This window comes from Mesorhizobium sp. ESP-6-4, assembly GCF_020164735.1.
GTDB lineage: Bacteria > Pseudomonadota > Alphaproteobacteria > Rhizobiales > Rhizobiaceae > Mesorhizobium.
On record NZ_JAIUGS010000002.1, the window covers coordinates 335,938 to 353,429 of the forward strand.

Genomic DNA, 17,492 nt, shown 5'->3' on the forward strand with positions numbered 1-17,492 from the left:
AGGTGCGTTCGGAGGTTTCGTTGTCCGGCCGCGCCGCGGCGCGGCCGGACGTCTTTTCGTCAGGGGAGGTAAACCTTACATCGGACCCTTGTCACCCGGTTTGCCGGGAAGCTCCTCCGGATACAGTTCGTGCTTCGCCTGCTTGTCGGCGGCGACGAAGACACGTTCGCGGACGATCGAATCCTCGGCCCAGTTGAACATGTAGATCGGCGTGCCTTGCGGAATGTTCGAGAAGCGCTTGTTGATGATGAGCGCGCCCGGATACTCGGTCAGCCCGACATTGTAGACATGCTCGGTCGATATCTTCTGGAACTTTCGCATCAGGTCGGCACGCTGGTCGTTGTCCTGCGTCGTTACGAACTTGTTGACGATGTCCACGAGGTCCTTCTCGAAGGGCATCAGGTCGACTTCGCCGCTTTCCGGCGCGCGGTGATTCCAGCTGGTCTTCGGGCCGACAGGAGCAAGTTGCTCGGTGTTCTGCACCACCGAGGTCAGCTCGGTCTCGTTGCGCCGGATCAGCCAATCGAAACGGCCGGAATATTGGATAGCGTCGCGCTGCGTTCCGTTGACCCCGTTGAGCACGACCCTCAGCCCGAGCTTTTCCATCTGCGCGACCACGCCTTCGGCGAGGCTCTTGTCGGTGGTGTAGTCGTTGTTGACCAGCATCACGATCTCGACATTCTTGCCGCCGGCGGTGCCGGCCGGGAAGTTCACGATGCCGTCGCCATCAGTGTCCTTCAGCCCGGCCTTGGCAAGCTCGGCCTTGGCGCCTTTGAGATCGAACGGATAGTAGACGGTCGACTTGCGGTCATAGAAGCTGGTGCCCGACGAGAAGCCGCCCGGATAGATGGCGGTAAACGGACCCTTGACCAGCGAGTCGCCCAGCGCCTTGCGGTCGAGCGCCATGGTCACCGCCTTGCGGAAGTCCTCGTTGCGGTTCAATTCGCGCAGCGCCTGGCCGCGTTCGTCCGGGTTGCCCCAGCCATTGGCGGAGAAATTCATGCGCAGATTGTAGCCGATGAGGCGCGGGCCGAAGGCAAGCCGGGCCGGCGCGTTCGGGTCGGCCGCGCGCTTCAGCGAGGCGACGAAATTCTCGGGCTGCTCAAGGTTCGAGAAGTCGCCGGAGCCCGCCACCGCCTGGACGTCGCGGTCGGCCCAGGTCGACAGCTTGTATTGCAGCTCGTTGAGATAGGGCAGCTGGTTGCCCTTTTCGTCGACCTTCCAATAGTAGGGGTTGCGCCGCAAGACGATGATATCGTCCGGCCGGTATTCGACCGGCACCCAGGCGCCCATCACCGGCATGTTCATATAATCCGGCGGGAAGGCGTTCTTGAACTGGTCGTAGGTATTCTTCGAATATTTCGGATGCTGCGGCTTCAGGATATGCGAAGGGCCGGGACAGAAGGTGCCGTAGGCCATCGCATAGAGATATTGCCGCGGGAACGCCTCCTTGAAGGTCCACTCGACGGTGTAGTCGTCGACCTTCTTCAGCGTCGTGCCGACGCCGAAAGTTTCGGGCGTGGCGCCGTTCAGCGGCGAGACATTGGGATCGACGACCTCGTCATCCCAGTAGAACATGACGTCGTCGGCGTTGAAGGGCGCGCCGTCCGACCATTTGGCGCCTTCGATCAGATGCATGGTGAGCTTGTGGCCGTCACTCGACCAGTCCCAGCTCTTGGCGAGGTTCGGAAGCGGCTCGGTGTCCTTGGCCTCGACCTGGAACAGCGGCGCCGTGCGCGTCAGGCATTCGGACAAGCCGATATCGATGCCGCCCCAGCCTTGCGTCTGGCCGGCGCCGTAGTTCCAGCCTTCCGGCCTGCCGCCTATGACGTGGCGCATCGTGTCGCCATAGACGCCGATGCCGTCGGGCATGTTGCCGGTCTTGAAGACCAGCGGCTCCTTGGGCAGTCTGTCCTTGACCGGCGGCAACTTGCCGGTCTTGACGTATTTCTCCGTTACCCAGTCCGGCTCGTGATATTCGGGCAGCGCCTTGAACTCCAGGATGGAGTCGCGCGCCACATAGTGGATCTTGCCTTCGGCCGGGAATGTCGCCGGCTGCGGCGGCACGGTCGGTTCGGACGCGAAAGCGTTGAGTGCATGGACTGAAACGCTCAGCATCAGCCCGGCGGCGATGCCAATTCTATGCAGGTTCCTCATAGTCTCCTCCCAGATGTTTGGATGTCTGCTGTTGCCCGCCTCTTGTTCGGGACGGCTCATTCCGACGGGACCTGCCTCCTGCAGGTCCGGCTGCTTGTCCCAGCCTCAGCCGGCCTGTTTCAGCGCCGCCTTCTCGGCGCGCAGTTCCTCGATCGAGCGCACGCTGCGCCGCGCCGCGCCCGCCCATTCACGCGTCTTGACCTTGGATTTCGAAAGCCGCTCCTTGGCCGCCGGAACGGCATGCGCATATTGCGGCAGCCATTGAGCCTGCGCGACGACCATCTCGTCCACCATCTGCCAGACCTCTTCCGGCGTCGACACGGCTCCGACCAGCGGATCGTGGAGCACGGCGAGCTTCAACAGGTCGATGTCGCCGGCGATCGCGGCATGCACCGACATGCGCTGGACGTTGATCGAAGCCATGCAGGTGGCCGCGCAGGCTTCCGGCAAGGTGATGCCGGCGGCCATGTTGATGCCGAACCGGTCGACGAAGCCGGGCGATTCGATGATGGCATCCTGCGGCAGATTGGTGATCACGCCGTTGTTCTTGACGTTGAAGTGGCCGCGATAGACGCGGTTCGTCTCCAACGCTTCGAGAATGTGGCTGGCGTGTTCGTTCGAGCGTTTTGCCGGGTCGATCGGTTTCGAGGCCGCTTCGAGAAATTGCGGATATTCCGTCTCGAACCAGTTGCGGGTTTCGGTCGAGTAGCGCAGGTAGCCGCCCGTCTCGCCATGGATCCAGTCCGACATGTCGATCCAGCGCGCGATCTCGTCGGGACGCTTGCGATACCAGGGCAGATATTCCGACAGGTGGCCGTTGCTTTCGGTCGAATAGACCCCAAAACGCTTCAGCACGTCGATGCGCAGCTTTTCCTGCTTCGAATAGACCGGATGCGCCTCGAAGGCGGAGATCAATTCGTCCTTGCCGATCGACCGGCCGTTCAGCTTGAGCTCGATGAACCAGGTCTGGTGGTTGATGCCGGAGCAGACATGGTCGAGCTCCTTGGGCGACTTTGCGCCGAGCACCTGGGCAATCTGCTCGGCGCCATGCTGAACGCCGTGGCAGAGGCCGACCGTGTCGACCTTGCCGTATTCGATCGCGGCCCAGGTGTTCATCGCCATCGGGTTGGCGTAGTTGAGGAACTTGGCGCCGGTCGCGGCGACCTCGCGGATGTCCCGGCAGAAGTCGAGGATCACCGGAATGTTGCGCTGGCCGTAGAGAATGCCGCCGGCGCAGATCGTGTCGCCGACGCATTGGTCGATGCCGTATTTCAGCGGGATGCGGATGTCGTCCGCATAGGCTTCGAGCCCGCCGACGCGCACGCAGCTGATGATATAGCGCGCGCCCTCCAGCGCCTCGCGGCGGTTGGTGGTCGCCGTCACCTTGGTCGGCAACTTGTTCGCTTCCACGATCCTGTCGAGGATCGCCTTGATCATCGCCAGATTGTGCTCGCTGACATCGGTCAGCGCGAATTCGATATCCTCGAACTCCGGCACGCATAGGATGTCGGTGAACAGCTTCTTGGTGAAGCCGACGCTGCCGGCGCCGATAATAGCGATTTTGAAACTCATCACCTTCACCTCGATCCAATCGAATGCTAGGCAAGGAGCAAAGGAGAGAACATGGCCGCGTGCAACAGCGCGCATGCCATCCAAAGCCGGAAATCCGGCTCTTTCTCCTCCCGCCCGCTCCTCGACCGCGGGTCTTTCGCGTTCTTGAGGGCCGGATTATGCGCTTATTCGCCGACGGGGCCAGAGAAGGATTATGCTTTCGAGGGTAATTTTGTGCTGCGGGACCTGATCGCCAACGGAAAGCTGATGCGGACGATCTCGCTGCCGCGCGGCCGCCAGCGCCTGCACGCCATGCCGACCAGCACCGGCTACGAACTGCGCGAGGACGAGACCTACGACTGGGACGGGCGAAAGCGCGGCCAGACCCCGTTCACCGTGCTCCAGCATACGATCAGCGGCACCGGCCAATTGCGCTACGAGAGCCGCAATTACCGCCTGCAGGCGAACGACACGCTGCTGGTTCTGGTGCCGCACAATCATCGCTACTGGTTGGCCAAGGGCGACCGCTGGGAATATTTCTGGATCTCGATGAACGGCGAGGAGGCGCTGCGCATCCACAAGTCCATTCTCAGCGTCTCGGGCCCGGTGTTGCGGCTACAGCCGGCCACCATCGATCACCTTGCCGATTGCAGCCTGCGGCTGATCAAGGGCGCCGCTTCGCCAGGCGCGGCCTCGGCGATCGCCTATGAGGCGGCAATGGCGCTTTATGACGACGTCTTCGGCTCGCACGCCTTCGCCGAGAAGCAAAGCGCCATGCAGCCTGTCATCGACCACATCAACGCCAATCTCGACAAGCCGCTGCCGGTGGCGGAGCTGGTTGAAATCAGCGGCCTCAGCCGCGCCCATTTCTCACGCTGCTTCGCCGAGAGCGAAGGATTGCCGCCGGCCGAATTCGTCCTGCAGCAGCGCCTGCAACGCGCGGCGAAACTCCTGACCAAGGCGGATTTCCTGCCGGTCAAGGAAGTCGCGGTGCTGTGCGGCTTCGAGGACGCGAACTACTTCTCCAAGGTCTTTCGCCGGTGTTACGGCATCAATCCGACGCAGTTTCGCACCACAGGCATGTATGCCAGCCTGGGCAGCCATCGCTGATGTCTCTCGGCTCCGGGAAGAGGTCGGCTCTTGGAAGAAGTCAGCGCCTGGCGCTGTCGAGCGCCGTCGAGGCGGTGCTGACCGGATCGGCGGCAGCGGCGAAGGCCGCGTCGATCTGCTCGGGCGTGCGCTGTCCGGAGCGTTTCCAGGCGACATATTGCGCGATGCCGAAGCCGGCGCGCCGCGGCACCGTCTTTACCACCGGCATGCGGAATCCGTCGCGGAATGTCGCCCAGCGCGCACCGAGCACCGCCACCATCTCCTCGAAGGTCGGCGGCGCCGCCACGTCGGCATAGGTGATCGTCACCTTGCCGGCCAGCGCCATCTCACGCGAAATCGGCACCGGGATCGAGGCGAGGTAGTCGGCCGGCACGTCGAGCAGGCCGCCAAAAGCCCATTGCCGGCGCAATTCGTCGGCGCTCATGGGCGCGACGCTGACGTCGATGTCGTTGGGCGTGCCGGGCACGCGGTAGGGGCAACGGAAGCGGCCGCAATTGGTGTGCGCGGCGAATTGCCAGAGCGCATAGCCCTGCCAGTTGCCCATCGGGAAATGCACGTCGATGTCCGGCTTGTAGCGCGCATACCAGAGCGGCAGCCGCGACAGGAGCCGATATTGGTAGCGGTTGTCGGCGATATACTGGGCGGTCTTGCCGTTGACATAGAGCACCGGGAAGCGGCCGAGGCGGCGATGCACCTGGCGCACGAATTCTTCCGCGTCCTCAAGCGACATCCATTGCGTTGCATCGATGCCTTCGATGTCGAGGGCCATCAGCTCGTCGGGCGCCGGCTCGGCGAAATCGATGAAATTATTGGCCTGCTCGACCGGGTTGCCGGGCCGCGCCAGGTGATAGGCGCCCCATTTCAGGCCGAGCGCCTTCGCCACCACCTTGCGCGTCTGGAACAATTCGCGCGTCACCGCATAGCGCTTCCACTGCGCCTTGCAGAGTTTGATGTCGGCTTCGGCGCCGAAGCAGAAATAGGGCGGCGGCAGCCCGTCGGACGCCTTGTTGATGAAGCCGGCGACACGCTTGTCGGTGACGAGCTGCTGCCAGTCGATCGAATTGTATTCATAGGCGTCGATGACCAGCGGCCGGTCGGCATTCTTCCACGGCTCGGAGAAATCCGAGGCCTTTGCCGCCGTGCCCAGCGCAATCGCTGCCGCGAGAAGCGCCAGGCGGCGAAGAGGGCGCGCCGGCTTTTTCAATCAGGGTGTCCCCACTGACCAGAGAACGATCCTGAACCGCTATGGTTAACGAAGTGCTTTCAAGACATCGGCTGCTTCGACCTGCTCCGAAACGTCAAAAAAGTATCGGTCGGGTGGACAAGCCGTGGTGGCAGGCGTTTCAATTGCCGCCTAAGCTTCAATCACGGCGGCCAGTGGGAATACACAGGCCTGCCTGACGAAGCGCAGCAACCGGTCCCAAGACCGGACCCGCGCGGGGAGGAAATGAAGATGAATCCGGACCTGGAAGTCGTCCAGATCAGACAGGGAGAGTCGTTCAAGGCCTGGGCCCACGGCTATCCTTTCCGCACCGTGCGCTGGCACTTCCATCCCGAATACGAGCTGCATCTGGTCGTCGCCACCACCGGCCGCTATTTCGTCGGCGACTTCATCGGCGAGTTCGAGCCGGGCAATCTGGTGCTCACCGGGCCCAATTTGCCGCACAACTGGGTCAGCGACGTGCCGCCGGGCGAAACCGTGCCGCTGCGCGGCCGTGTGGTCCAGTTCTCGGAAGAATTCATCGCCGGCGCCTCCGCCGCCTTGCCCGAACTTGGCGCCTGCGCCGGCATCCTCGAAACCAGCCGCCGCGGGGCGCTGTTCTCGCCGGCGACGGCTGAGCTCGTGGCGGCCCTGCTGGCGGAACTGACCGAGGCGCAGGGCGTGCGCCGCCTGTCGCTGTTCATGGCCGTGCTCGATATATTGAACCGCGCCGGCGACGTCCGCACTTTGGCTAGCGCCGGCTATCTGCCCGATCCCTCCGGCTTCATGTCGGCCGGCATCAATCAGGCGCTCGCCTATATCAACTGCCACCTGACCGAGCCTTTCAGCGAAGGGACGCTTGCCGAGATCGCCGGGCGCAGCCCGAGCGCCTTCTCGCGCAGCTTCCGCCGCCACACCGGAATGGCACTGGTGCAGTATGTCAACCGCCTGCGCATCAACCTTGCCTGTCAGCTGCTGATGAGCGAGGACCAGATGTCGATCACCGAAATCTGCTACGCCGCCGGCTACAACAACATCTCGAATTTCAACCGTCAGTTCCTGGCGCAGAAAGGCATGTCGCCTTCGCGCTTCAGGGCCTTATTGGCTGAGAATATCAACGCGGAGATAGCCGCCTAACAGGGAGGAAGCGGGAGGAGCCTAGAGCAATTGCGAAGCGGTTGAACGCGGCGAACTTGCCGTAGCCTCCGTCCGTAATTGGTCAAACAACAAGAGATTCAGGGAAGGAAGGACGCGGGGTGCGGAGCACCCTGTGCTGGAGATCGTTTGTTCCGAATCCAGCACGTTCAGGAGGATGCTTGTAGAGTTACCGGGATCGGATCGATCCTCGGCCGCTGACAATACTCCTCCCAACAGTTCGACATGCAGTCAAGGCCTGGCGCGTCGTCCACCGCGCAGGTCCTCGTGAAACCATTTCTCGAAACGGAGACATTCGAATGACCAGACATGCTTGGAAATCGCCGTTTGCCTTTAAATCGACGATCGCGGCCGTTTTCGCGGTCTCGCTGCTCGGCAGCACCGCGGCCTTCGCCGACACGGTAACCGATGCTACGGTTGCCTTCCTGATGCCCGACCAGGCGTCGACCCGCTACGAGCAGCACGACTATCCCGGCTTCGTCGCCGAGATGAAGAAGCTCTGCCCTGGCTGCAAGGTGATTTATCAAAACGCCGACGCCGATGCGGCGCGCCAGCAGCAGCAGTTCAATTCGGTGATCTCGCAGGGCGCCAAGGCGATCGTCCTCGACCCGGTCGATTCGACCGCCGCCGCCTCGCTGGTGAAGCTCGCCCAGAGCCAGGGCGTCAAGGTGATCGCCTATGACCGGCCCATCCCGACGGCGCCCGCCGATTTCTACGTCTCCTTCAACAATGAAGGCATCGGCAAGGCTATCGCCGACTCGCTGGTCGAGCACCTCAAGGCTCTGAAGGTCGACCCGGCCGGCGGCGGCCTGCTGCAGATCAACGGCTCGCCGACCGACGCTGCCGCCGGCCTGATCAAGAAGGGCATCCACGAAGGCCTCGACAACAGCGGCTATCCGATCCTGGCCGAGTTCGACACGCCGGAATGGGCGCCGCCGAAAGCACAGCAATGGGCGAGCGGCCAGATCACCCGCTTCGGCACCAAAATCCTCGGCGTCGTCGCGGCCAATGACGGCACTGGCGGCGGCGCGATCGCCGCTTTCAAGGCAGCAGGCGTCGATCCGGTTCCGCCGGTGACCGGCAATGACGCGACCATCGCGGCGCTGCAGCTGATCATCGCCGGCGACCAGTACAACACCATCTCCAAGCCGAGCGAGATCGTTGCGGCGGCCGCGGCCAACGTCGCCGTCAAGCTGTTGTCGGGCGAGAAGCCGAAGGCAGAGATGACGCTCTACGACACGCCCTCGCAGCTGTTCACGCCGGCGGTGGTGACGCAGGAGAACCTCAAGGCCGAGATCATTGACAAGAAGATCAACACGGCGGCCGAACTCTGCGTCGATCGCTATGCCGAGGGCTGCAAGAAGCTCGGCATCACGAAGTGATCCATATGGGCATCCGGCCGCTCCTTGGCGGCCGGATGTCCAACGAACGACTGTCAAGAAAGGCGGCGCATGAGTGAGAGTCTTGAAGAGTCGGCTTCCGTCGGCGAGCTGGTGCTCAGCCTGCGCGGCATATCGAAGAATTTCGGCGCCGTTTCGGCGCTGACCGATATCGATTTCGATGTCCATGCCGGCGAGGTCGTCGCGCTGGTCGGCGACAACGGCGCCGGCAAGTCGACGCTGGTCAAGATCCTCGCAGGCGTGCATCAGCCGAGCGCGGGAACGATCAATTTCCGCGGCAAGCCCGTCACGCTGCCCGACCCGCGCGCGGCGCTGACGCTCGGCATCGCCACAGTGTTCCAGGACCTGGCGCTCTGCGAAAACCTCGATGTGGTCGCCAATATTTTCCTCGGCAACGAGCTCAGTCCGCTGCGGCTGGATGAGGTGGCGATGGAGATGCGCGCCTGGACGCTGCTCAACGAATTGTCGGCGCGCATCCCGAGCGTGCGCGAGGCGGTCGCCTCGCTGTCCGGCGGCCAGCGCCAGACGGTCGCCATCGCGCGCTCGCTGCTGCTCGAGCCGAAACTCATCCTGCTCGACGAGCCGACCGCGGCGCTTGGCGTCGCCCAGACGGCTGAAGTGCTCAACCTCATCGACCGCGTCCGCGCGCGCGGCCTCGGCGTCGTGATGATCAGCCACAACATGGAGGATGTCCGCGCCGTCGCCGACCGCATCGTGGTGCTGCGGCTGGGGCGCAACAACGGGGTCTTCGAGCCCGACGCCTCGAACCAGGATCTGGTGAGCGCCATCACCGGCGCGTCCAACAACGCGGTGTCGCGCCGCGTCGAGCGCCTGCGCATGGAGCGCGATCACAGCGGCAGCGCACCGGCGGGGGAGCAGGGTCCATGACGGCAGAGAAAAGCACCTCCGGCCCGATGGCGCTCGACCGCGCCGACGCGCGGGTGAAGCATGAAGCCGGCTTCGGCGGCGCGCTCCGCGCCTTCCTCGACCGCGTGCGTAGCGGCGATCTCGGTTCGCTGCCGGTCATCGTCGGCCTTGTGGTCATCTGGACTGTCTTCACCAGCCTCAACCCCGTCTTCGTCTCCAGCAGCAATCTGGTCAATCTTCTCTTCGACTGCTCGACGGTCGGCGTCATCGCGCTCGGCATCGTCTGCGTGCTGATGGTCGGCGAGATCGACCTTTCCGTCGGCTCGATCAGCGGCTTCGCCTCCGCGATAGTCGGCACGCTCTGGGTCAACCAGGGATGGCCGGTCGCGCTCGCCATCCTGGCGGCGCTCGCCTTCGGCGCCCTGATCGGCTCGCTCTATGCCCTTTTGTTCAACCGTCTGGGCATGCCGAGCTTCGTTTCGACGCTGGCCGGCTTGCTCGCGGTGCTGGGCATGCAGCTCTACATTCTCGGCTCCACCGGCTCGATCAACCTGCCATACGGCTCCGCTTTGGTGGATTTCGGCCAGCTGATGGTGATGCCGAAATGGGTATCGTACACGCTGGCAGCGATCCCGGGCCTGGCGCTGCTGATCTCCGGGCTTCGCACCTTCGCCCGCCGCCGGGCGGCCAACCTGTCGGCACCGTCCGCGACCGGGCTCATCGTGCGCGTCGCCGTCATAACCGTCGGCCTCGAGCTGATCGTCGCCTACCTCAACCAGTCGCGCGGCATTCCGTGGATGTTCGGCCTGTTCGTCGGCCTCGTCGTGGCGATGAACTATGCGCTGACCCGGACCAAATGGGGACGCTCGATGACCGCCGTCGGCGGCAACCGCGAGGCGGCGCGCCGTGCCGGCATAAAGGTGCGCGCCATCTATCTCAGCGCCTTCGCGCTGTGCTCGCTCTTTGCCGCGCTGGGCGGCGTGCTTGCGGCCGCCAGGCTTGCTTCCGCCAGCCAGCAGGCCGGCACCGGCGACGTCAACCTGAACGCGATCGCGGCCGCGGTCATCGGCGGCACCAGCCTGTTCGGCGGCCGCGGCAGCGCCTATTCCGCGCTGCTCGGCATCATCGTCATCCAGTCGATCGCCAGCGGCCTGACGCTGCTCGATCTGTCCTCGTCGCTTCGTTACATGATCACCGGTGCCGTTCTGGCCATCGCCGTGATCGTCGACTCCCTCGCGCGCCGCTCCCGTGCATCGCACGGCCGCGCCTGAACAGTTCAAACGAGAAGGGTACACATGGCTCACAATCTTTCGGGAAAAGTCGCCGCGGTCACCGGCGCGGCGTCGGGCATCGGCCTCGAATGCGCCAGGGCGATGCTCGCCGCCGGCGCCCGCGTCGTGCTGGTCGACCGCGCGGAGGACAGGCTGAAGGAGGTGGTCGCCGAGCTCGGCGACGGCGCGATCCCGCTGGTGGTCGACCTCACCAGCCCGGCAAGCCTGGCGACCATGATGCCCGGCATCCTCGAAAAGGCCGGCCAGCTCGACATCTTCCACGCCAATGCCGGCTCCTATGTGGGCGGCGAGATCCTTAACGGCGATCCGGATGCCTGGGACCGCATGCTGAACCTCAACATCAACTCGGTGTTCCGCTCGGTGCACGCGGTGCTGCCGCATATGGTCGAACGCAAGACCGGCGACATCATCGTCACCAGCTCGATCGCGGGCCTCGTCCCTGTCGTCTGGGAACCGGTCTACACGGCCTCCAAGCACGCCATCCAGGCCTTCGTCCATACGCTGCGCCGGCAGGTCGCCAAGCACGGCCTGCGCGTCGGCGCGGTGGCGCCGGGGCCGGTGGTGACCGCGCTGATCAGCGATTGGCCGAAGCAGAAGCTCGAAGACGAGCTGGCGGCCGGTGGCCTGATGCAGCCCACCGAGGTCGCCGACGCCGTCCTGTTCATGCTGACGCGACCGAGAAACATCACCATTCGGGATCTGGTGATCCTGCCGCAGAGCAATGATTTGTGAGGGGAGTAGGGGAGTAGGGGAGTAGGGGAGTAGGTCAAGAGTTTCAGGCCACGTAGACGCCGCGAATTCCCATCGCTAACTTACTCACTACTCACTACTCACTACTCACTACTCACTACTCACTACTGCCTTACTCCCTTTCCCTCACACATGCACGTCGCCGAAGGACAGCTCGCCGTCATCGGCGCGGACCAGGAACGCCGCGGCGAGCAGCGCGAGGTAGCAGCCGGCCACGCCGCACACGACGACGACGCCGGGGATTGGGCCGAGCGTCGCCACCCGGAACGTGTCGACGAGCGAGGCGCCGAAGCCGATGGGAGAGCCTTCGCGCGACAGGCTCGGCGTGGTGATCTTCAGGATCCAGGCAAGCAGCAGGATCGTGTACATGAAGATGTAGTTGCGGCGCAGCCGGCGGATCAGCGCCGCGCGCTGCGTGATCAGGAAACGCGGCGAGCGCAGGCCTTCGCCGAGGATCGCGAGCCAGTTGGAAGCATAGTCCGGCTGCGGCGAAAAGATCTGCGCGAAGTAGTAGCGCTCGAATTGCCGCACACGGGCGCGGTAGACGTCGAAGAAGCGGTAGCGCCTCGCCTCGATCCACAACAGCAGCGTGATCAGGAGCATGGCGAACAAAAGCACGCCATGATGCGCGCTGGGCGTCGACAGCGATACCGACAGCATCGCCGCCACCACCGTGATCGCCCAATTGCTGGTGCGGTCGAGCCGGTCGCGCCAGCCCGCCATGCGCGCGATCTCGGCGCGATGGAAATGCGACAGCGTCGTGGTGAATTCAGGGGAGCTGAGCTTCAGCGCCAGCGTGTCGGAAGCGCGCGGCGGCGCGGCCTTCTCGGTGGATCTTGCCGGCGCAGCTGCCTCTGTCGGCCTTGCCACGGCTGCATCTGTGGATTTTGCGGCATTCGTCTGGGACATTCTGCCGGGCGCCTCCCGCCGCCATGGCCGGTCCTCGCCTTGACATCGACCGGCCACACCCCTGTCGCTTCAACGTGCGGCCGGCCGGAATGTTCCCGCCTTTTCAGGCGGATAAGTCAGGTTGCAAGCGGGGGACACCACCATTCGCGCGCCGTGGAAAGGGCAGCACATCGGCCATCGGCCTGGCATGCTGCGCTGCCGCCACTGCCTCGATCACAAGGTCGAGCGCCGCCAGCGCCGCGCGGCTCGTTTCATCGTCGCCGCGCAGGTAGTGGCAGGCCCGGTCAAGGTGCAGGTGGGCGGCGGCAAAGTCGCTTTTCATTAGCTTCTCCTTATTGCCCGCCACGGCGCGAACATCGCCGAGTCGCTTTACCGGGAAGCAAAAATCCGCGGCGGCATTTGATTAGAATGGTAGAAAACGGCGCCGGAACTGCTGATCTCCCCTTGTGGGGGAGATGCCCGGCAGGGCAGAGGTCGCCGTAAAGCACCAACTTCTGCCTGTCTCCCTTGCTGCATGTCGCACGCCGGACCTGCAGATGTTAACGCTTCTGGCTGTGAAGCCGCGTTCCTTCGCGCCTCCCTCTGTCCTGCCGGACATCTTTCCCACGAGGGGGAGATTGGCAGCTCCGACGCCGTGCAACCGAACCACCGGCCAAACCGTTATGACGCGAAATCGAGGGGAGACAGCTTGTCCAAAATACTCAATCGGCGCCGGTCGGTCGTGTTAGCCGCCGCTGCGCTTCTGCTGATGCCCGTCGTCGCCTTCGCCGCCGAGAAGACCGGCATGTCCTCGGAAGGCATTTTCGTCGCCGAACTCATCCTGCTCCTTGTCGTCGGTCGCGGCATCGGCGAGGTCCTGGAAATACTGGGCCAGCCGGCGGTGATGGGACAGCTGATCGGCGGCATCCTGCTTGGGCCTTCGCTGCTTGGCTGGGTCTGGCCGGCGGCCGAGCGGCTGGTCTTTGCCGGTGACGCCTCGCAAAAGTCGATGATCAACGCCATCGCCCAGCTGGGCGTGTTGATGCTGCTCCTGCTCACCGGCATGGAAACGGATCTGCGGCTCGTGCGCCGCGTCGGCCGCGCCTGTTTTTCCATTTCGGCCGCCGGCGTGGCGGTGCCCTTCGCGCTCGGCTTCGTCGCCGCCCAGTTCATGCCGGCCACGCTGCTTGCCGCAGGCAGCGAACGCATCGTTGCCGGGCTGTTCCTCGGCACCGCGCTCTCCATCTCCTCGGTCAAGATCGTCGCCATGGTGGTGCGCGATATGAACTTCATGCGCCGCGACCTCGGCCAGATCATCGTCTCGTCGGCCATCATCGAGGACACGATCGGCTGGGTGATCATCGCCATCACCATCGGCATCGCCACCCAGGGGCGGATCCAGATCGGCAACCTGGCCTTCACGGTTGCCGGCGTCGCCCTCTTCATGGCGTTTTCCTTCACGCTCGGGCGCCGCATCGTCTTCGACGCCATCCGCTGGACCAACGACACTTTCCGCTCCGAATACGCGGTCGTCACCGTCATCCTCGCCATCATGGGCGCCATGGCCTTGATCACCGATCTGATCGGCGTGCACACCGTGCTCGGCGCCTTCGTCGCAGGCATCTTGGTCGGCGAGTCGCCAATCCTGTCGCGCCACATCGAAGGGCAGCTGCGTGGCATCATCACCGCCCTTTTCATGCCGGTGTTTTTCGGCGTCGCCGGACTATCCGCAGACCTCACTGTGCTTCTCGATCCTCAGCTTGCGCTGCTGACGGTGGCGCTGGTCATCATCGCCAGCATCGGCAAGTTCGGCGGCGCCTTCATCGGCGCCGAGGTCGCCGGCATGAGCCGCGCCGAGGGCGTCGCGGTGGGCTGCGGCATGAACGCGCGCGGTTCCACGGAGGTCATTGTCGCCTCGATCGGCCTGTCGATGGGCGTGCTGTCGCACAACCTCTTCACCATGATCGTCACCATGGCGGTCATCACCACCTTGGCCATGCCGCCGACATTGCGCTGGGCGCTGCGCCGCCTGCCGATGGGCGAGGGCGAGCAGAAAAGACTGGAGCGCGAGGAGATCGACCAGCGCGGATTCGTCGCCAATCTGGAGCGGCTGCTGGTTGTGGTCGACGAGGGCGTCGTCGGACGCTTCGCCGCCTATCTCGCCGGCGTCATCGGCGCCGGCAAGCCGACGACGGTGCTGCATTCGAGCGGCGAGACCGATGCCGAGCCGACCGAAGGGTTGCATCTGGAGGAAATCGAGAAAGGCGCCGAAGACAGCCGTGAGGCGGCGAAGCAAGGTGACGAGACGCCGGTGCGCGAAGCCCCGGTCACCCGCCGCCAGCATGAGGAGCTCTCGGCCGAGGCTGTCACCAAGGAGGCGCGCAAGGGCTACGGCATGCTGCTCGTCGGCCTCGGCCGCGCCGTCACTTCCAAGGGGGCCTTCTCGCATCGGCTGAACGAGGTCGCCGGCGCCTTCGACGGGCCGCTCTGCCTGGTGTTGAAGCCGGCCACCGCCGGCCGCCAGATGCCTCGGCTCGGCCCGCTATCGGGCAAGATACTGGTGCCGGTCAACGGCACGGCGGTTGCCCGCCGCGGCGCCGAACTGGCTTTGGCCCTCGCCGCCGTCACCGGCGCGCCCGTCAAGACGCTCTATGTCGCACGGGCTGGCCGCGACGAGCTGCGCGACACCGTCTCGCACCGCCGCAGGGAAGCCGTGCTGAAGGACATCGTCGCGCTTGCCGACCGCTACGGCGTCGAGATCGAGACGGCGATCCGCAGCAGAGCCGCGGCCGCCGACGCCATCGCCCGCCAGGCCGGCCGCAACGTGGCGTTGATTGTCATGGGCGTGGCGCGGCGCCAGGGCGAGGAGCTGATCTTCGGCGAGACGACGACGGCCGTCCTGCGGCGCAGCCCATGCCCAGTGGTGCTGATCTCCGACGAGCGGGTGAAGCGCGACGAGAGCGACCGCGAGGCGGTACGCACGGGGACGGGGACCGGGTGAGAGGACTGGCTAATCTCCCCCACAAGGGGGGAGACCATCAGCAGTTCTCAAGCCATCTGCAGTTTCTGCCGGCTCGGCTGCGGCGGGAAGGCGATCGCGATCCCGGCCGCGCCCAACCCGATCAGCGCCGAGCCGATGAACAGCCAGTGATAACTGGCAGTGGCGTCGTAGATCATGCCGCCAGCAAGCGGCCCGAGCGACATGCCGAGGCTGGAGAGCATCGTGGCCGCGCCGAGAATGGTGCCGATGATGCGCAGGCCGAAATATTCGCGCGCCAGCACCGCGTAAAGCGGCATCACGCCGCCATAGGTGGCGCCGAAGATGACGGCCAGAAGGTAGAACTGCTCGAGCTGGCCGACGGTGAGATAAGCGGCGATCACCAGGCCTTGGATAGCAAGCCCGGCGACCAGCACAGGCTTGACGCCCAGCCGGTCGCCGAGCACTCCGTAGAGCACGCGCCCGCCAAGGCCGGCCAGCCCCTCGACGCTGTAGATCGTCACGGCCGCCATCGGCGCCACACCGCAGGACATGGCATAGCTCACCATGTGGAAGATCGGGCCCGAATGCGCCGCGCAGCAGGCGAAGAAGGTGAGGCCCAGCACGATGAATTGCGGCGAGCGCAGCGCCTGGCCGACGCTCATGCCGGGATCGTCGGTGACGGGCGCCGGCGTGCCGTCGCTGGCTGCGACCGCCGCCGGTGGCTGGCGCACCAGCAAGACGGCGGGCAACAAAAGCACCCAGGCCATGACGCCGATGTCGAACATGGCGGTGCGCCAGTCATAGGCCGTGATCAGCCAGCGGGCGAAGGGCGAGATCGTCATCGGCGCCACGCCCATGCCGGCCGAGACCAGTGAGACGGCAAGGCTTCGGTTGGTGTCGAACCAGGCGGTGGTGAGCGCGATCATCGGCGCGAAGAAGGCGCTGGCCGCCAGCCCGACGATGACACCGTAGCTGAGCTGGAAGACCAGCAGCGAGGTCGCCCGGCTCGCCACCACCAGCGACAGTCCAAGCAGCACCGCGCCCGCAAGCACCACGGGCCTGGCGCCGACCCGGTCATAGATCGCGCCCCAGGCGAAGCCGCCGAGGCCCATCACCAGGAAATTCAAGGTCATGGCGCTGGAAATGCCGGTGCGCGACCAGTTCGTGTCGAGCGACATCGGCTCCAGAAAGATCGCCAGCGAAAACATGGCGCCGAGCGCCACGCAGGTCATCAGCGCGCCGGCCGCGACGATGACCCAACGATAGGAATGGTTCATGGTTTTCTCCATGCCGTAAGGCATCCTGTTTGATGCGGCACGGTTTTTCCAGTCCACCGGGCCGCGTGCGTCCGAAGGACGCCGGAGCGGGAGCCGATCCTACAATCTGGTTGCATTTTTTATCCGGATTTTGGCGACTAATCTCCCCTGATCAAGGCAATCGTCGAGACGGTCGAGCGGTAGTAGATGTACGCGAGGGGGCCATAAATCGGTCAACGACCGTAAAACGGTCTTGTAAAACGCAATCGATTGTATAAATTAAGAGTGCGCCAGGAGGTCCGCGGCGCCACCAAAGGAAGTTGGGAAAAGGAGAAGACAATGCAACTCTCGCACAGGACGGTTTCGGGCGACCCATCGGTCGCAGCAAACCGCCTCGGGGCAGCTGACAATGATCATCGCGTTAAGTTTGAACACCTCGAGGCACTGGAGAACTCACTCGGTCAGATCAAGCGAATGCTCGACAACTCTGAGGAGGACGTCATGGTCCAGCTCGGTTTTTCGAACGCGGCGTTCGAAGAGCCGCTGAACCGCTTCGACATGAAGGTCCTTGCCTGCGAAATTCACGTTCAAAGGAAAGAAAATCGCTTCATGACGCCTAAGGATGTCATGATGCTCACTTATCAGTTCACTAGGGAACCTATGAACGGGACGATGATCTACAAGACGATCGAGCGCCTGCTGGATCGTGGCATGATCGAATACAAAGGTGTCGTAGGGGCAGGCAAGAACATTTCACGGATGTACGGCATAACTGAATACGGCCGCCGGGCGTTCAAAATGGCAATTTTGAACGCTCGCATTCTGAGCAAAGGGGACCTGGCGGCGGCCTAAGGTCCCCTTTTTTTACCTCCAGATGAAAGGAGA

At 64.2% G+C, this 17,492-nt stretch carries 14 protein-coding genes; 8 read left to right on the forward strand and 6 right to left on the reverse strand.

Annotated elements, in window-relative coordinates:
* Nucleotides 1–75 precede the first annotated feature (75 nt).
* A complete protein-coding gene (locus LB523_RS05335) occupies nucleotides 76–2,157 on the reverse strand; it encodes an ABC transporter substrate-binding protein (RefSeq protein WP_224601315.1) in 2,082 nt (693 codons plus the stop codon).
* A 105-nt stretch (nucleotides 2,158–2,262) separates the two neighbouring features.
* Complete coding sequence (locus LB523_RS05340; protein WP_224601317.1) at nucleotides 2,263–3,729, reverse strand: alpha-glucosidase/alpha-galactosidase; 1,467 nt, start codon at nucleotides 3,727–3,729, stop codon at nucleotides 2,263–2,265.
* 246 nt (nucleotides 3,730–3,975) lie between these two features.
* Here LB523_RS05340 and LB523_RS05345 point away from each other — a divergent pair, with 246 nt between their 5' ends.
* On the forward strand, nucleotides 3,976–4,818 hold the full coding sequence (locus LB523_RS05345) for an AraC family transcriptional regulator (RefSeq protein ID WP_263493013.1): 843 nt from the start codon (nucleotides 3,976–3,978) through the stop codon (nucleotides 4,816–4,818).
* A gap of 40 nt (nucleotides 4,819–4,858) precedes the next feature.
* Here the strand turns inward: LB523_RS05345 and LB523_RS05350 are convergent, their stop codons facing one another.
* On the reverse strand, nucleotides 4,859–6,022 hold the full coding sequence (locus LB523_RS05350; protein WP_224547025.1) for a glycoside hydrolase family 25 protein: 1,164 nt from the start codon (nucleotides 6,020–6,022) through the stop codon (nucleotides 4,859–4,861).
* A gap of 249 nt (nucleotides 6,023–6,271) precedes the next feature.
* Between LB523_RS05350 and LB523_RS05355 the strand changes: the two genes are divergently transcribed.
* From LB523_RS05355 to LB523_RS05375, 5 genes are all read left to right on the forward strand, one after another.
* Nucleotides 6,272–7,156, forward strand: a complete 885-nt coding sequence (locus tag LB523_RS05355; RefSeq protein WP_224601322.1) for an AraC family transcriptional regulator — start codon at nucleotides 6,272–6,274, stop codon at nucleotides 7,154–7,156.
* A 317-nt stretch (nucleotides 7,157–7,473) separates the two neighbouring features.
* On the forward strand, nucleotides 7,474–8,556 hold the full coding sequence (locus LB523_RS05360; protein ID WP_224547027.1) for a sugar ABC transporter substrate-binding protein: 1,083 nt from the start codon (nucleotides 7,474–7,476) through the stop codon (nucleotides 8,554–8,556).
* A 69-nt stretch (nucleotides 8,557–8,625) separates the two neighbouring features.
* Entirely contained in the window at nucleotides 8,626–9,462 is an 837-nt protein-coding gene (locus LB523_RS05365) for an ATP-binding cassette domain-containing protein (RefSeq protein WP_224547029.1), read from the forward strand.
* Nucleotides 9,459–10,712: a sugar ABC transporter permease gene (locus LB523_RS05370; protein WP_224547031.1), complete on the forward strand. Its 1,254-nt coding sequence runs from the start codon at nucleotides 9,459–9,461 to the stop codon at nucleotides 10,710–10,712. The genes LB523_RS05365 and LB523_RS05370 overlap by 4 nt, the downstream gene beginning before the upstream one ends.
* A 24-nt stretch (nucleotides 10,713–10,736) precedes the next feature.
* Nucleotides 10,737–11,465: an SDR family oxidoreductase gene (locus tag LB523_RS05375; RefSeq protein WP_224547033.1), complete on the forward strand. Its 729-nt coding sequence runs from the start codon at nucleotides 10,737–10,739 to the stop codon at nucleotides 11,463–11,465.
* Between the two features lie 144 nt (nucleotides 11,466–11,609).
* Here LB523_RS05375 and LB523_RS05380 read toward each other — a convergent pair whose 3' ends face one another.
* Both LB523_RS05380 and LB523_RS05385 read right to left on the reverse strand, forming a co-directional pair.
* A complete protein-coding gene (locus LB523_RS05380) occupies nucleotides 11,610–12,392 on the reverse strand; it encodes a DUF2270 domain-containing protein (RefSeq protein ID WP_224601325.1) in 783 nt (260 codons plus the stop codon).
* Nucleotides 12,393–12,495: 103 nt separating this feature from the next.
* Nucleotides 12,496–12,714, reverse strand: coding sequence for a hypothetical protein (locus LB523_RS05385; protein WP_224548928.1), 219 nt, complete (start codon nucleotides 12,712–12,714; stop codon nucleotides 12,496–12,498).
* 426 nt (nucleotides 12,715–13,140) lie between these two features.
* Between LB523_RS05385 and LB523_RS05390 the strand changes: the two genes are divergently transcribed.
* Complete coding sequence (locus LB523_RS05390; protein WP_224601789.1) at nucleotides 13,141–15,372, forward strand: cation:proton antiporter; 2,232 nt, start codon at nucleotides 13,141–13,143, stop codon at nucleotides 15,370–15,372.
* 47 nt (nucleotides 15,373–15,419) lie between these two features.
* Here LB523_RS05390 and LB523_RS05395 read toward each other — a convergent pair whose 3' ends face one another.
* Nucleotides 15,420–16,628: an MFS transporter gene (locus tag LB523_RS05395; RefSeq protein ID WP_224601326.1), complete on the reverse strand. Its 1,209-nt coding sequence runs from the start codon at nucleotides 16,626–16,628 to the stop codon at nucleotides 15,420–15,422.
* 318 nt (nucleotides 16,629–16,946) lie between these two features.
* Between LB523_RS05395 and LB523_RS05400 the strand changes: the two genes are divergently transcribed.
* Complete coding sequence (locus tag LB523_RS05400) at nucleotides 16,947–17,459, forward strand: hypothetical protein (protein WP_224601328.1); 513 nt, start codon at nucleotides 16,947–16,949, stop codon at nucleotides 17,457–17,459.
* The last annotated feature ends 33 nt before the right edge of the window (nucleotides 17,460–17,492 follow it).

Bases quoted from the DNA above. Each gene is read 5' to 3' on its own strand.
- LB523_RS05375 (WP_224547033.1), top strand. From the start codon at position 10,737: ATGGCTCACAATCTTTCGGGAAAAGTCGCCGCGGTCACCGGCGCGGCG.
- LB523_RS05360 (WP_224547027.1), top strand. From the start codon at position 7,474: ATGACCAGACATGCTTGGAAATCGCCGTTTGCCTTTAAATCGACGATC.
- LB523_RS05380 (WP_224601325.1), bottom strand. From the start codon at position 12,392: ATGTCCCAGACGAATGCCGCAAAATCCACAGATGCAGCCGTGGCAAGG.
- LB523_RS05340 (WP_224601317.1), bottom strand. From the start codon at position 3,729: ATGAGTTTCAAAATCGCTATTATCGGCGCCGGCAGCGTCGGCTTCACC.
- LB523_RS05345 (WP_263493013.1), top strand. From the start codon at position 3,976: ATGCGGACGATCTCGCTGCCGCGCGGCCGCCAGCGCCTGCACGCCATG.
- LB523_RS05370 (WP_224547031.1), top strand. From the start codon at position 9,459: ATGACGGCAGAGAAAAGCACCTCCGGCCCGATGGCGCTCGACCGCGCC.
- LB523_RS05395 (WP_224601326.1), bottom strand. From the start codon at position 16,628: ATGAACCATTCCTATCGTTGGGTCATCGTCGCGGCCGGCGCGCTGATG.
- LB523_RS05385 (WP_224548928.1), bottom strand. From the start codon at position 12,714: ATGAAAAGCGACTTTGCCGCCGCCCACCTGCACCTTGACCGGGCCTGC.
- LB523_RS05365 (WP_224547029.1), top strand. From the start codon at position 8,626: ATGAGTGAGAGTCTTGAAGAGTCGGCTTCCGTCGGCGAGCTGGTGCTC.
- LB523_RS05400 (WP_224601328.1), top strand. From the start codon at position 16,947: ATGCAACTCTCGCACAGGACGGTTTCGGGCGACCCATCGGTCGCAGCA.
- LB523_RS05335 (WP_224601315.1), bottom strand. From the start codon at position 2,157: ATGAGGAACCTGCATAGAATTGGCATCGCCGCCGGGCTGATGCTGAGC.
- LB523_RS05355 (WP_224601322.1), top strand. From the start codon at position 6,272: ATGAATCCGGACCTGGAAGTCGTCCAGATCAGACAGGGAGAGTCGTTC.
- LB523_RS05390 (WP_224601789.1), top strand. From the start codon at position 13,141: ATGCCCGTCGTCGCCTTCGCCGCCGAGAAGACCGGCATGTCCTCGGAA.